The organism is Salmonella sp. 2018103 (genome assembly GCF_026247685.1).
Classification (GTDB): Bacteria; Pseudomonadota; Gammaproteobacteria; order Enterobacterales; family Enterobacteriaceae; genus Salmonella; species Salmonella enterica.
This window is the reverse complement of the sequence record NZ_CP111029.1, coordinates 1,584,484-1,597,579: the sequence shown is the minus strand read 5'-3', so window position 1 is coordinate 1,597,579 and position 13,096 is coordinate 1,584,484. Positions and strand designations below refer to the sequence as shown.

Genomic DNA, 13,096 nt, shown 5'->3' with positions numbered 1-13,096 from the left:
GTCACCTGACCTCCTGAAACCAGTAAAATGTCCGTCGCGCCGGGGCGCTACTGCACGCTGAGGCGCAGCGCCGCCGCGGTGGCGAACGGGCTTAACGTCGCGCTGCCCGCCAGCAGCGCCCCCAGCACCGCCAGATAGCCGTCAGCGGGTAAATGCATCGATGCCGCGTCCATCGCCGCAGCGGCGAAAATCAGCACCGGGACACTCAGCGGCAGCACCAGAATGCCCAGCAGGACGCCGCCGCGCCGCAGGCCGGCCGTCAGCCCGACGCCCGGCGCGGCGAGAAACCCCAGCGCCGGCGTGCCGAGCAGCAGCGTCAGCGCCATGATTTTCCAGCCGTACACGTCCATCCCCAGCAGCAGCGCCACCAGCGGGGAGAGCATAATCAGCGGCAGGCCGGTCACCGCCCAGTGGGCCAGCACCTTCGCCAGCACCACCGCCGGCAGCGGCACCGGCAGCAGCATCAGCTGCTCCAGGCTGCCGTCCTGCAGGTCGTCGCGAAACAGCCGCTCCAGCGCCAGCAGCGAGGCCAGCAGCGCCGCCACCTGGATAATGCCCGGCGCGATACGCGCCAGCAGCTGCGGCTGCGGCCCGACGCTTAACGGAAACAGGGTAATGACCATCAGGAAGAACCACAGCGGGCCGGCGATGTCCGCGCCGTGGCGGAACGCCACGCGCAGCTCGAGACAGAAGACACGCCACATCACAGCCCTGCCTCCCCGCCGGTCAGCGCCAGGCGGCGGACGGTATCCGCGGCCCCCGGCAGCGGCTGGTGGGTGGTGAGAATGACCATCCCGCCCTGCGCCGTGTGCGCCGCCATCCGCCGGGTGAGGCGCGCCACGCCGTTAACGTCAATGGCGGTGAACGGCTCGTCGAGCACCCACAGCGCGGCGCGGGTCAGCCACAGGCGGGCCAGCGCCACCCGGCGCTGCTGCCCGGCCGAGAGCCGGGCGACCGGCACGTCCTCAAATCCCGCCAGCCCGGCCTGCGCCAGCGCCTCCGGGAGACGCGCGCCGTCGCCGGGGTGGAAGAAATGCAGGTTCTCCCGCGCCGTCAGGCGGGTTTTTATCCCCGGCTGGTGCCCTATCCACAGCAGGCCGGAATGGAAGCTGTCGCGCACGCGGCGCAGGGGTTCGCCCTGCCAGTACACCTCCCCGCCGTCCGGGCGCGCCAGCCCGGTCAGCAGGCGCAGCAGGGTGGTTTTTCCGGCGCCGTTGCCGCCGGTGACCTGCACCCACTCCCCGGCCTCCACGGTGAACGACAGCCCGCGAAACAGCGTCCTCTCGTCCCGCTCGCAGTACAGATCTCTGGCTTCAAGCATTCCCACTCATCAACGTCCTGTCAGAAACCTGGTTTAACATCACGCATATCCGGCAGTTTATGCGCGATCCCTTTGTGGCAATCGATACAGGTCTGTCCATCTTTTACCGCCTGATCGTGCATTTTCGCCGCGACGCCTTTTTGCGCGGTCAGATCCATAAAGTCGAAATTGTGGCAGTTACGGCATTCCTGCGAGTTGTTGTCTTTCATGCGCCGCCACTCATTTTGTGCCATTGTCAGGCGATGAGCTTCAAATTTCTGCGGTGTATCTATCAGCCCAAATACCTTCGCGTACAGCTCTTTACTGGCTTTGATCTTACGGATCATCTTCGGCCCCCACTCATGCGGCACATGGCAGTCAGGACAGGTGGCACGAACGCCGCTACGGTTGTTGTAGTGGACGGTTTCCATATATTCTTCATACACCGTGTTGCGCATTTCATGGCAGCTAATACAAAACTCTTCGGTGTTAGCCTTTTCCATTCCGGTATTGAAGCCGCCCCAGAAGATGATGCCGCCGATAAAACCGATTAACAGCAGCGTCCCCAGCGCCAGGCGGCTGGGGCTGCGCCACCATCGCCAGACGCGCTTTATCCAGCCAGGTTTACGGTTAGAATTTTCCATAATGACCTCTTATTTCCCGTAACCTTGCGAGGGGGTAAAGGTATTGTCGATAATCGGCGCGGTATCAGACTGCGGTACGTGGCACTGCAGGCAGAAATAACGACGCGGCGCGACGTTGCCCGACACTTTACCGTCGCTGTCCATAAAGTGCGTCGGGCTGATACGCGGCGCGCCCGTCGTACGATAACTTTCCACGCCGTGGCATTGCAGACAGCGGTTGGTATTGGTCGTCACCTGGTAGCCCTCGACGCTGTGCGGGATCATCGGCGGCTGGTTGACGTAATTTAGCGGCATACGTTCCTGCTCTTTCGGCATACGAATCGCCCCTTCCTGCGTCCCGGATACTTCCGGCGACTGGCTCAGATCCACTCCGTTTGCCGCCCAAACCGCACCACTTACCACCAGGGCAAGCGTGGCCATCCATTGACACAGCGCTTTCATCAGGTCATGGCTTTTCATTGTTTCGCTCCCGAACTCCATCGCATTTACACTTCATCCTTCGAGCTGCCTCTTTGTTGGCTGCGCTCGAAAATCCCAGTCACATCGTTATCTATGCTCCTGGGGATTTCCTCGCTTACCGCCGCGATGCATCCCGAATGATGTTGTGTATCGTTATTGTAAAAACATCCTCAGAACAGACATCCACACAGCGACCGCAGGTCATGCAGTCGCGGTGAGTGACCTGCGCCGGGCTTTGCTCATCCAGCACCGGCGCACGTAGCACATGCGGTTCCGGGCAAACATGAAAACAATCCATACAGCGATTACATTTCTCACGTTTTTTGGCCGTCACGGTCACTACGCCTTTACTGCCCAGCACGCCATACAGCGCGCCCATCGGGCAAATATGACCGCACCAACCGTGCTCAACGACTAATAAATCAAATAAAAACAAAGCAATAATCAGAAACGCGCCGCTACTAAATCCCATAACCAGACTACGGCCTAACAGCGACACGGGATTAATCCATTCCCACAGCAGCGTGCCGGTCAACGCCGAACCGATTAACACCACCACCAGAAGGACGTACCGTATATGGCGTGGAATCGTCGCAGACTGGTTCAGGTCAAATTTCCTGCGCATCCAGTTAGCCAAATCGGTAACGGGGTTTAGCGGGCAAACCCAACTGCAAAATAATCGCTTTCCCGCCAGCGCATACAGCACAGTGATAATCACTGCTCCCGTCAGCGCCACGGTAGCGGGAAGATGTCCACTGGCGAGACTTTCCAGGGTAATCAGCGGATCGGTCAACGGGAGGGTATCGAACAGCAAACTACTGCTGTAGTTGCCATGCAAAACCCAAAAGCCCAGCCACGGGCCGCTGAGAAACATCCCCAGCACCATAAACTGGCTGATACGACGTAACACCAGCCAGCGGTGGCTACGCCACCAGCCTTTTTTCGCCAGCGCTTCTCGCCCGGCGTCGCGTTTACGATTTGCCATCTTTCCCCTCCAGCCAGCCGAAGCGGTAATGGTGTCCTAACTCCCCTTTCGCCAATGACAACGGCAACACTTTTATCGCTGGTTGCTCCAGTACGCAGACTTTTTCGCATTTGCCGCAGCCGGTACAGGCGTCGCTGTGTACGGTGGGCAGAAAGCGCGCATGTTTGCCGGTGCGCATGTTGCGATCCAGCTCCAGCGTGATGGCCTCATCGATTTTCGGGCATTCGCGGTAACAAACGTCGCAGCGCAGCCCCTGAAAGTTGAGGCAGTTTTCCTGATCCAGCAGCACCGCCAGCCCCATGCGCGAATCATCAATGGAGGCGATATCTTTATTCAGCGCCCCGCTGGGGCAGACTTTGGCGCACGGAATGTCTTCACACATTTCGCAGGGGATGTCGCGAGCGACAAAATAGGGCGTACCTGCCGATAGCCCGGAGGCCAGCGTCGCCAGTTTTAGCGTGTCGTATGGACACGCCTGAACGCACTGCCCGCAGCGCACACAGGCGCTGGCGAAGACATTTTCATTCAGCGCGCCAGGCGGACGCAGCCGCACGCCCGTTGCGCGCGCGGTTTGCTGTTGCAAGCCCAGCGCCACGCCAACCGCCGCCAGCCCGCCCGCAGTGCGCACAACATCACGCAGAAAGCGGCGGCGGCCATTTTGGGGTTTCGCTGTACGGGACATAACGCGTTACACCTTCGCCAGCTTAACGGCGCACTTCTTGAAGTCCGTCTCTTTAGAGAGCGGGTCCGTCGCATCCAGCGTCAGGTTGTTCACTAGCTGAGCGGCATCGAAGAACGGCATATACACCAGTCCCTGCGGCGGACGGTTACGTCCACGCGTTTCGACAATCGAAATCACTTCGCCGCGGCGGGACGACACTTTAACCTTATCCCCACGACGCAGATCGCGCGCTTTCGCATCCAGCGGGTGAATAAAGACCACCGCTTCCGGGAAGGCGCGATGCAATTCAGGCACGCGGCGCGTCATACTGCCGGTATGCCAGTGTTCCAGCACGCGACCGGTGGAAAGCCACAGATCGTACTCGTTGTCCGGCGACTCCGCCGCGGGTTCAAATGGCAGCGCGAAGATCACCGCTTTGCCATCCGGTTTACCGTAGAATTTGTACCCTTCCCCCGCTTTTACATACGGGTCGTTGCCTTCGCTGTAACGCCATTGCGTCTCTTTGCCTTCGACGACCGGCCAGCGCAGACCGCGCGCGTTGTGGTAATCGTCGAACGGCGCCAGATCGTGACCATGGCCACGTCCAAACCAGGCATATTCTTCAAACAACCCTTTTTGCAGATAGAAGCCCAGCTCACGAGACTCATCGTTTAACTGCTCCTCTTTCAGCTCGCTCAGCGGGAATTTGCTGACCGCCGGCGTGGCGAACAGAACGTCATACAGCGTTTTACCGCGCAGCTCCGGCTTCTGGGCCAGCAACGCCTCCGGCCAGACCTCCTCGGTTTTAAAACGACGGGAGAACTGCACCAGTTGCCAGAGGTCGGATTTAGCTTCGCCCGGCGCTTTAATTTGCTGACGCCAGAACTGCGTGCGGCGTTCGGCGTTGCCGTAAGCGCCTTCTTTCTCAACCCACATGGCGGTCGGCAGGATCAGATCCGCAGACAGCGCGCTCACCGTCGGGTAAGGATCGGAGACAATGATGAAGTTACGCGGATCGCGCCAGCCCGGCATCCGATCTTCATTGATGTTCGGCCCGGCCTGCATATTGTTATTACACATTACCCAGTAGACGTTCAGCTTGCCGTCTTTCAACGCGCGATCCTGCGCCACCGCGTGTAAACCCACTTTTGCCGGAATAGTGCCAGCGGGGATCTGCCAGTGTTTTTCGCAGATATCGCGGTGTTTTTCGTTCGTCACGACCATGTCTGCGGGCAGACGGTGTGAGAAGGTTCCCACTTCACGCGCCGTACCGCAGGCGGAAGGCTGGCCGGTCAGCGAGAAAGGACCGCAGCCAGGCTGGGAGATTTTTCCGGTCAGCAGATGGAGGTTGTAAACCAGGTTATTCGCCCACACGCCGCGGGTATGCTGGTTAAAACCCATCGTCCAGTAAGAGATCACGCGCTTATTCGGATCGGCGTAGAGCTGCGCCAACTGTTCCAGTTGATCTTTCGGCACGCCGGTCATTTCAGCGGTCTTGTCCAGCGTATATTCCGCCACGAAGGCTTTATACTCGTCGAAGCTCATCGGCTCGGAAGCGTCGGAGCCCGGATTCTTCGCCGCTTTTTCCAGCGGGTGCGTCGGGCGTAAGCCGTAGCCGATATCCGTCGCCCCTTTACGCAGATTCACATGCTTTGTGAAGAAATCCTGATTTACCGCGTTGTTCTGAATAATGTAATTCGCGATATAGTTAAGGATCACCAGATCGCTTTGCGGGGTAAAGACAATACCGTTGTCCGCCAGCTCAAAGCTACGGTGCTGGAAGGTGGAGAGGACAGCGACTTTCACATTCGGGTCGGACAAACGGCGGTTAGTGATGCGCGACCATAAAATCGGGTGCATCTCCGCCATGTTGGAACCCCACAGCACAAACGCATCGGCCTGCTCAATATCGTCGTAGCAGCCCATCGGTTCATCCATGCCAAAGGTGCGCATAAAGCCCACCACCGCCGAGGCCATGCAGTGACGCGCATTCGGGTCAATGTTGTTAGAGCGGAAACCAGCCTTGAACAGTTTCGCGGCGGCATAGCCTTCCCAGATGGTCCATTGACCCGACCCAAACATGCCGATCGCTTCTGGTCCTTTCTCTTTCAGAGAGGTTTTAAACTTCTCTTCCATCACATCGAAGGCCTGTTCCCAGCTCACCGGCGTAAACTCGCCGTCTTTGTGATAGCTGCCGTCTTTCATGCGCAGCATCGGCTGCGTCAGACGATCTTTACCGTACATGATTTTGGGCAGGAAGTAGCCTTTAATGCAGTTCAGACCACGGTTGACCGGCGCGTCGGGGTCGCCCTGGCAGGCGACCACACGGCCCTGCTGCGTGCCCACTAACACACCGCAACCCGTTCCGCAAAAACGGCACGGCGCTTTATCCCATTTGATGGCTTCCTGCTGCCCGACAACGGCGCGGGCGACGCCCGGCACGCTCAGACCGGCAGCCGCCGCAGCGGCCGCAACGGCGTTAGCTTTCATAAAGCTACGACGACTGAGTTTCATGGTGTTTCCTCACCTTGCTCATCCTGCTGGTGATAAACCAGCGACACCGCCAGTACGCCCTCGACATTGCGTACTGACTCAATTGTTTGCATCAGCGTTTCACTCTGATCTGCTTCCGCCACCACGATCAGTTGCCCGCTTTCAACGTCGCTTAACGCGACTTCGCAACCCGGCAACGTGTTCAACTGTGTGCCAATGGCGGCGATGTTCTGACTTTTGGCCTGCACGACCAGGCTACAGACCTGCCAGTTAGTGCGCATGGTGGTTCTCCGCTTTGATGGCTGACACGGGACAGATAGCCACACACGCCCCGCATCCGTTACAGGCCTGCGAGTCAAGCTGCGGCTGGTAAATGCCGGATAGCGTGGGACGAAAGGTAATGGCCATAGGTTCACAACTGTCCTGGCAACGATGGCATTCAACCGATTGCCTGGCGAGGCAGTTTTCCGTGAGTGTAAAAATCAGATCCCAGGCCCTGGTGTGGCGCGGAAGAAAAAGCGATTCAGTACAAGCCTGCGCGCAGGCATAACAAAAGCTGCACTCGCCCCGTTTGAAATCTACGCTCGGATATCCCCCCGTCCCTCGCTGCAGGATGTCGGCCTCACACGCCTGGATGCAGGCGTCGCAACGCAGACAATGTGCGAGAAAATAGGTTGTTTCTCTGGCCCACGGCGGAAGAATCCCATTGCTGGCGTTGCGCCAACTGCCGGTCAACATGCTTCGACGGGATAAATCAACCATGATATCGCCCTTCCATAACGACACGCTTCCATAGGGAGTGAATACCAATAAAAACCGTACAATTTATGAGTAGTTGTTTTTGTAAATAAGATATTTCAGGATGTGTAAGAGATGCATACCCCGATAGAGGTAAATGCTGTTGCCGGATCAAAAGAGTGCCGGGTAAAGACCCGTAAACGTGCTTTTTCTCACATTTCAATGAGTTATATAGATATTTATATAACGAAAACCACTAATAGCTGATAATTCCATTTACATTATCAATATCGGAATATTCCACTATATAAAAAGACGCTATTTTATTAATAATCTTGAAAATATGAGTAAATACAGATTAATAGATAATATGAATGTGTTAATCTGTTGTCCGTGCATACCGAAAACAGCAGAAAGGAAATACTGTGAACAATCAAATGAAGATGTTTGTCCCTGCCGTCGTCTTCGCCGCCCTCGCCAGCGCCTCTGCCTGGGCTAACAATAGCGATACCGCCCAGCCGCTGGAGAAAATCGCCCCCTATCCGCAGGCGGAAAAAGGAATGAAGCGGCAAGTGATAACCCTTACCCCTCAGCAGGATGAATCTACCCTCAAAGTGGAACTGTTGATTGGCCAAACGCTGAATGTGGATTGTAACCAGCATCGCCTCGGCGGCACGCTGGAAACAAAAACGCTGGAAGGCTGGGGCTATGACTATTATGTCTTTGATAACGTCACCTCTCCGGTATCAACCATGATGGCCTGCCCTGAAGGTAAGAAAGAGCAAAAATTCGTCACCGCCTGGCTGGGTGAAGACGGGATGCTGCGCTACAACAGCAAGCTGCCGATCGTGGTGTATACCCCGGCGAATGTAGACGTGAAATACCGCATCTGGAAAGCGGACGCTAACGTACAGAACGCCGTCGCGCGATAATGTTACGCTGCCCGGTCACACTTACCGGGCATCTGAACACGCCGGCTCACGCAGCGCTCCGGGGTTCTTTTTAAAACACGTCTGGAAATCCGCTCGCCCGCCGCAAAAAATACCCCGATGCCTGGTGGCGACGCGTGGCATCTTATCAGGCCTACCCGCGTGCGGACGTAGGGCTGCCATCAGGTGGTTCATCCGGCGCCATAGTCCATTACGCAGTACGCGCAACCGCATCACGCGAGGCGGCGTCACGTTCGTCGCCGGTGAGTTCGGTTAGCTGTCCGTTGCGCATTTCAAGCAGACGATCGGCATGAATAAAATAGTGATCATCATGGCTGATGGCGAAAATGGTTTTGCCCATTTCCTGCATTAACGGCAACAGTACCTGATAAAACTCCCGGCGGAAATGCGGGTCCTGATCGGCGGCCCACTCATCCAGCAAAATAATATCGCGCTCTTCCGCCAGCGCCAGCAGTAGCGCAATGCGCTTTTTTTGCCCTTTCGACAGTTTAAGATTCAAGATGCGCCCATCGTTTAGCTCCAGCTTGTGCGTCATTTTCAGGTGCTCAAGCCACTTTTCGACCAGCGCGGGATTGGCGGGTTTCCCCTGCGGCCCCAGCAGGCGGTCGAATAACCACACATCGGTAAACACCGCAGAAAACAGTTTGCGATAATCTTCCGGCTGCCCGGCGGCAATAGGTTGACCATCAAGTAAAATCGTTCCCGATTGCGGCTGGTATAAACCGGTCAATAACATGGCCAGCGTCGATTTCCCGCTACCGTTGCCGCCAATTAAAAACAGCAGTTCGCCGCGGTGAATCGTCAGGTTGATGGGCCCCACGGAAAACGCGTTATCCTGATAGTGGAAAACCACGTTGCGCAGCTCCAGCGTCTTCCAGTCGGGAAAGGCTTTCGGCTGTGGAAAATCAGGCTTATACGGGGCGAGCGCGAATTTATTCAGTTTATTAAACGCCACCTGGGCGGTCAGTAGCGTTGGCAACGCCCCCACCGCAGACAGCAGCGGCGTGCGCAGGAACAGCAACGTCAGTGAATAGGTCGCCGCGACGTTAGTATCCGCCCAGCCGAGACTATTCGCCATCCAGAAGACCAGGCCTATCGCCCCCAGCATCATGATATTCGACCAGTTGACGGCGCTCAGGTGAAAAGTATCGGCACGGATAATGTGATAACGGTACTCTTTGGCGTCCGGGATATAGCATTGCTGAAAAATCTGCTCCGCACGCTCGCGGTTTAGCGTCAGCTCTTTGCGTCCTTCCAGCACCGTCTGATAGTCGTTGTACAGCTTATCTTCGGTCTCGCGCAGGGTCGCCATATGCTGGTAAACCCGCGCCACCAGCACAAATCCGCCCCAGATAGTGACCGCCATCCAGATAGCCGTAACCAGCAGCATTTTTGTCGATAGCATCGCCAGATACGCCGCCGAGCCGACGGTGAGGATAATGCCCTGTACCAGCTCAGGCAGACGCACAAAGGCGATAGTAATATTGCGAATATCGCTGGTCAGACCGGCCAGTAAAGAGGCGCTGCCCAGTTGCTCAATACGTTCAACGTGCGTATCCAGAATGCGCTTGATAAATTCGCTGCGCAGGCGGTAAACGAAATGGTGTCCCAGAGTGGTAAGCGCCAGTTGGGAACCTAATGTGACAACCATTAGCAACAGGAGCAGACCGAGAAATTCCGGCAGCACCATGACGGTGGTGTCCACCGTTTCAATCAGGCGCTGATTGATAAACGCGATCAGGCCAATCCCCAGCGCCGCGCTGGCGAGGCTCAGCGCCATCACGCTAATAAATGGCCAGCGGTACTGCCGCCAGACAAGAATAAGAAGTTCCATGCATACAACCCGGACCGATAATAACAGCCCGCAGTTTAACTAACTCCACCTGCACAGCAATAATAATTCTTATTTTTATTCTTTTTCAGCCGCCTGACGGAAGGTGAGATTGTAACGAAATTCACCGGTCATGGGATGAAAGCCCGCTTTAAGCGGCTGGATACCATGATAAAACAGCCGGGACTCGCCGCCCCAGACCACGATATCGCCATGCTCCAGTAAGATCCGCTGGGGCGGATCGCTGCGACGCAGGCCGCCAAACTGAAAAATCGCCGGCACCCCCAACGAAACTGAGACGATAGGCGCGCGCAGATCCGGCTCGTCTTTATCCTGATGCAGCGACAGTTTTGCGCCGGGCGCGTAGCGATTGATCAGGCAGGCGTCCGGTTGGAAGCTCGCATACCCTGCCGCGATTGCCGCCTGACGACATACGCTGGCAAACGATAACGGCAGCGCAGGCCAGGGTTTATCGGTCAACGGATCGCGCACGGCATAACAATAACCGTGACGATCGGTGGTCCACCCTAACGCGCCGCAGTTGGTCATCGCCACCGACATGGTGTAGCCGCCCGGCGTCACCATCTGACGAAACGGAGACTGACTGGCGACAAACCCGATATCGTCTAATAGCGACTGCGCCGCGCGAAACGCAAAGCGGCGCAACACCACCGCGCCAGGCGCCAGGGGCTCTTGCCAGGGCGCTTCATCAGCAAATAGATCCAGCATTGCTACTCCTCTTTTTGCGCTTCTCGCTTTAATAGCTGCGCTTTTCGACGCACGCCCCAACGATAACCGGAGAGCGCGCCATCACGACGCACGACCCGATGACACGGGATCACCATCGCCAGTTTATTCGCGCCGCACGCGCTGGCGACCGCGCGTACTGCCGTGGGTTTGCCGATAGTCGCGGCAAGCTGTTGATAGCTTACGGTTTCGCCGCAGGGAATCGCGCATAACGCCTGCCAGACCTGCTGTTGAAACGCGGTTCCCTGAATATCCAGCGGCAACGAGAGCAGCACATCGCGTGTGTTGATAGCCGCGACAACCTGCCGCACCCGTTGCTGAAAAAGCGCGTCAGCAGGTGCGTGGCGGGCCGCCGGGAACAGGGTGTGTAATTCAGCCAGTAGCGCGTCGTCGCTATCACCGGGGAGAATCGCGCAAATCCCCCGCTCGCTCTCCGCCACCAGGCACCGTCCGTAAACCCAGTCCGTCAGCGCATAGCGAACGGAGACATTATCGCCGCCTTTGCGAAACTGTTTTGCCGTCATGCCCAGCGTCTGGTCGGCATGACGGTAGTAGCTACTGCTATCCGGGAAGCCGGCGCGGTAAATAGCCGCCGTGATCGGCTCTCCTTTCGCCAACGCCTCACGCAGCCGCCGGGCGCGCCACGCCTGCTGCCACCCTTTCGGCGTCATGCCGGTGCTCGCTTTAAACAAACGGTGCAGATGAAACGGACTCATCGCCACCGCCTGCGCCAGGGACGCCAGCGTCACCGGCGTCTCCTGCTCAAGTAAACGGCAGGCGCAGGCAATCTTATCCAACTGCCGTTGCTGCGCGCGCGCATTATCCGGCTGACAGCGCTTGCAGGGGCGAAAACCGGCGTCCAGCGCCTGCTGCGCGTTGGCAAAAAAGCGAACATTTTTACGTAACGCCCGCTTCGAGCGACAAGAAGGGCGGCAAAAAACGCCGGTGGTTCGCACCGCAAAAACGAAACGCCCATCCGCGCTAGCATCGCGCGCCTGCACCCGCAGCCAGCATTCATCATCGGTAAGTAACGCTTTTTTCATCATAGACTCCTTCATTAAGCATAGTGCTTGCTTACATGCAGTGTGTCCGTAAATCCGCCCACAAAAACCCGTAATCTTGCGTTTTAATTCTTATCGCTCACCAGGAACGTTTTGAACTGCGGCGACATCCAGGTTTTAAAGCCCTCACCTTCTTTCATGATCATAAATACCGCCAGCCCTTCCCGCCGCACGACCTCTTGCGCCTTTTGCGTACCAAGCACCATCAGGCCGGTGTCCCAGCCGTCCGCTTCCAGCGCCGTTGGCGCAATGACCGTAACCGATACCAGGTTGTGTTCAATGGGGCGCCCCGTTTGCGGATCGATAACGTGCGAGACACGCTTGCCATCCAGCTCATAATAGTTACGGTAGCTGCCGGAGGTGCTGATGCCATGCCCGTTGATATCCACAATCGCCTGCACCGCGTTTTCCCGGTCGGTCGGCTTCTGAATCGCGACGCGCCACGGCAGCCCTTGCGCATTCATCCCGCGACTGCTTAATGCGCCGCCCACCGAGACCAGATAACGCGCAATGCCCTCCTGCTCCATCAGACGCGCCAGATGATCCGCCGCATAGCCTTCCCCGACCGTGGAGAGATCAACATAAAGATCCGGCAGATCTTTTTGCAAAAATTGATGCCCAGCCCTGTCGATAACCTGCAAGTGTTGCAGGCCTGTTTTCGCTTTTGCCGCATCGATTTGTGCTGGTGTTGGGATATGCAGCGGCTGCCGATCCGGCCCAAACCCCCACAGATTGACCAGCGGGCCCACGGTGATATCCATAGCGCCGTCCGTCTTCGCGCCAATACGTAGCGCCGAGGTCACGATATCCGCCATGGCTTCGCTGACCGGCCAGGGCGCAAGGCTGCGTGAATGGTTAAAACGCATCAGCGCGGAGTCATTTTTATAGGTAGAAAGCAACCAATCATCAGCATCAAGCTGAGTCTGGATTTTAGTCTGTAGCTCTGCGGCGCGTTTCGCATCGATACCAACCACGCTCACCCGCCAGAGGGTCCCCATCGTTTTACCTTCCAGCACCTGAGCGGCAGGTGACGCTGTTGTCGTTTCGTGAGCCTCATCGCAGCCCATAAGTAGAAAAGCCGCCGCCAGACACACGGCCCGGCAAAAAGTCATTTTCATCGCTGTTTATCCTCATTCGAATGGACGCAAGCGTATATCAAAACGTCGTATTTGTACGCCGGAATAAGGCATGAAAAAAGGGCCCGCAGGCCCTTTAGCAACATCTTTT

At 57.2% G+C, this 13,096-nt stretch carries 15 protein-coding genes; 2 read left to right on the top strand and 13 right to left on the bottom strand.

Annotated features, from left to right (window positions below):
• Positions 1-47: 47 nt before the first annotated feature.
• From ccmB to napF, 9 genes are all read right to left on the bottom strand, one after another.
• A complete protein-coding gene (gene ccmB, locus OLG56_RS07575) occupies positions 48-707 on the bottom strand; it encodes a heme exporter protein CcmB (RefSeq protein ID WP_000990033.1) in 660 nt (219 codons plus the stop codon).
• A complete protein-coding gene (ccmA, locus tag OLG56_RS07570; RefSeq protein WP_052944467.1) occupies positions 704-1,321 on the bottom strand; it encodes a cytochrome c biogenesis heme-transporting ATPase CcmA in 618 nt (205 codons plus the stop codon). The genes ccmB and ccmA overlap by 4 nt, the downstream gene beginning before the upstream one ends.
• Before the next feature lie 20 nt (positions 1,322-1,341).
• Positions 1,342-1,944: a cytochrome c-type protein NapC gene (gene napC / locus OLG56_RS07565; RefSeq protein ID WP_000431778.1), complete on the bottom strand. Its 603-nt coding sequence runs from the start codon at positions 1,942-1,944 to the stop codon at positions 1,342-1,344.
• A gap of 9 nt (positions 1,945-1,953) precedes the next feature.
• Complete coding sequence (gene napB / locus OLG56_RS07560; protein ID WP_000835182.1) at positions 1,954-2,403, bottom strand: nitrate reductase cytochrome c-type subunit; 450 nt, start codon at positions 2,401-2,403, stop codon at positions 1,954-1,956.
• A gap of 115 nt (positions 2,404-2,518) precedes the next feature.
• The gene (napH, locus tag OLG56_RS07555; RefSeq protein WP_000013483.1) at positions 2,519-3,388 is read right to left on the bottom strand and encodes a quinol dehydrogenase ferredoxin subunit NapH; all 870 of its coding nucleotides are present in this window, start codon (positions 3,386-3,388) and stop codon (positions 2,519-2,521) included.
• Entirely contained in the window at positions 3,375-4,070 is a 696-nt protein-coding gene (gene napG, locus OLG56_RS07550; RefSeq protein WP_000091679.1) for a ferredoxin-type protein NapG, read from the bottom strand. Before napG ends, napH begins: the two co-directional genes overlap by 14 nt.
• A gap of 6 nt (positions 4,071-4,076) precedes the next feature.
• A complete protein-coding gene (napA, locus tag OLG56_RS07545) occupies positions 4,077-6,563 on the bottom strand; it encodes a nitrate reductase catalytic subunit NapA (protein WP_000778099.1) in 2,487 nt (828 codons plus the stop codon).
• Positions 6,560-6,823, bottom strand: coding sequence for a chaperone NapD (gene napD / locus OLG56_RS07540; RefSeq protein WP_001260058.1), 264 nt, complete (start codon positions 6,821-6,823; stop codon positions 6,560-6,562). Before napD ends, napA begins: the two co-directional genes overlap by 4 nt.
• Entirely contained in the window at positions 6,813-7,304 is a 492-nt protein-coding gene (gene napF / locus OLG56_RS07535; protein ID WP_000228072.1) for a ferredoxin-type protein NapF, read from the bottom strand. Before napF ends, napD begins: the two co-directional genes overlap by 11 nt.
• A 111-nt stretch (positions 7,305-7,415) precedes the next feature.
• Here napF and yojO point away from each other — a divergent pair, with 111 nt between their 5' ends.
• Positions 7,416-7,547 (top strand): protein YojO, encoded by a 132-nt coding sequence (gene yojO, locus OLG56_RS22285; protein ID WP_001526368.1) that lies wholly within the window; start codon positions 7,416-7,418, stop codon positions 7,545-7,547.
• Between the two features lie 170 nt (positions 7,548-7,717).
• Entirely contained in the window at positions 7,718-8,212 is a 495-nt protein-coding gene (gene eco / locus OLG56_RS07530; RefSeq protein ID WP_001550295.1) for a serine protease inhibitor ecotin, read from the top strand.
• A 208-nt stretch (positions 8,213-8,420) separates the two neighbouring features.
• On the opposite strand, the gene OLG56_RS07525 is transcribed toward eco, so the two are convergent.
• The 4 genes from OLG56_RS07525 to apbE form a co-directional block, all read right to left on the bottom strand.
• Complete coding sequence (locus OLG56_RS07525) at positions 8,421-10,064, bottom strand: multidrug ABC transporter permease/ATP-binding protein (protein ID WP_000421586.1); 1,644 nt, start codon at positions 10,062-10,064, stop codon at positions 8,421-8,423.
• Between the two features lie 75 nt (positions 10,065-10,139).
• Positions 10,140-10,790: a DNA oxidative demethylase AlkB gene (gene alkB / locus OLG56_RS07520; protein WP_061377315.1), complete on the bottom strand. Its 651-nt coding sequence runs from the start codon at positions 10,788-10,790 to the stop codon at positions 10,140-10,142.
• Between the two features lie 2 nt (positions 10,791-10,792).
• Positions 10,793-11,854, bottom strand: a complete 1,062-nt coding sequence (ada, locus tag OLG56_RS07515; RefSeq protein WP_031607648.1) for a bifunctional DNA-binding transcriptional regulator/O6-methylguanine-DNA methyltransferase Ada — start codon at positions 11,852-11,854, stop codon at positions 10,793-10,795.
• 80 nt (positions 11,855-11,934) lie between these two features.
• The gene (apbE, locus tag OLG56_RS07510) at positions 11,935-12,987 is read right to left on the bottom strand and encodes an FAD:protein FMN transferase ApbE (protein ID WP_061377314.1); all 1,053 of its coding nucleotides are present in this window, start codon (positions 12,985-12,987) and stop codon (positions 11,935-11,937) included.
• Positions 12,988-13,096: the final 109 nt, after the last annotated feature.

Excerpts from the sequence above, each read along its gene's own strand:
- ccmA (WP_052944467.1), bottom strand. The coding sequence starts at position 1,321 with ATGCTTGAAGCCAGAGATCTGTACTGCGAGCGGGACGAGAGGACGCTG.
- napC (WP_000431778.1), bottom strand. The coding sequence starts at position 1,944 with ATGGAAAATTCTAACCGTAAACCTGGCTGGATAAAGCGCGTCTGGCGA.
- napB (WP_000835182.1), bottom strand. The coding sequence starts at position 2,403 with ATGAAAAGCCATGACCTGATGAAAGCGCTGTGTCAATGGATGGCCACG.
- napH (WP_000013483.1), bottom strand. The coding sequence starts at position 3,388 with ATGGCAAATCGTAAACGCGACGCCGGGCGAGAAGCGCTGGCGAAAAAA.
- napG (WP_000091679.1), bottom strand. The coding sequence starts at position 4,070 with ATGTCCCGTACAGCGAAACCCCAAAATGGCCGCCGCCGCTTTCTGCGT.
- napA (WP_000778099.1), bottom strand. The coding sequence starts at position 6,563 with ATGAAACTCAGTCGTCGTAGCTTTATGAAAGCTAACGCCGTTGCGGCC.
- napD (WP_001260058.1), bottom strand. The coding sequence starts at position 6,823 with ATGCGCACTAACTGGCAGGTCTGTAGCCTGGTCGTGCAGGCCAAAAGT.
- napF (WP_000228072.1), bottom strand. The coding sequence starts at position 7,304 with ATGGTTGATTTATCCCGTCGAAGCATGTTGACCGGCAGTTGGCGCAAC.
- yojO (WP_001526368.1), top strand. The coding sequence starts at position 7,416 with ATGCATACCCCGATAGAGGTAAATGCTGTTGCCGGATCAAAAGAGTGC.
- eco (WP_001550295.1), top strand. The coding sequence starts at position 7,718 with ATGAAGATGTTTGTCCCTGCCGTCGTCTTCGCCGCCCTCGCCAGCGCC.
- OLG56_RS07525 (WP_000421586.1), bottom strand. The coding sequence starts at position 10,064 with ATGGAACTTCTTATTCTTGTCTGGCGGCAGTACCGCTGGCCATTTATT.
- alkB (WP_061377315.1), bottom strand. The coding sequence starts at position 10,790 with ATGCTGGATCTATTTGCTGATGAAGCGCCCTGGCAAGAGCCCCTGGCG.
- ada (WP_031607648.1), bottom strand. The coding sequence starts at position 11,854 with ATGATGAAAAAAGCGTTACTTACCGATGATGAATGCTGGCTGCGGGTG.
- apbE (WP_061377314.1), bottom strand. The coding sequence starts at position 12,987 with ATGAAAATGACTTTTTGCCGGGCCGTGTGTCTGGCGGCGGCTTTTCTA.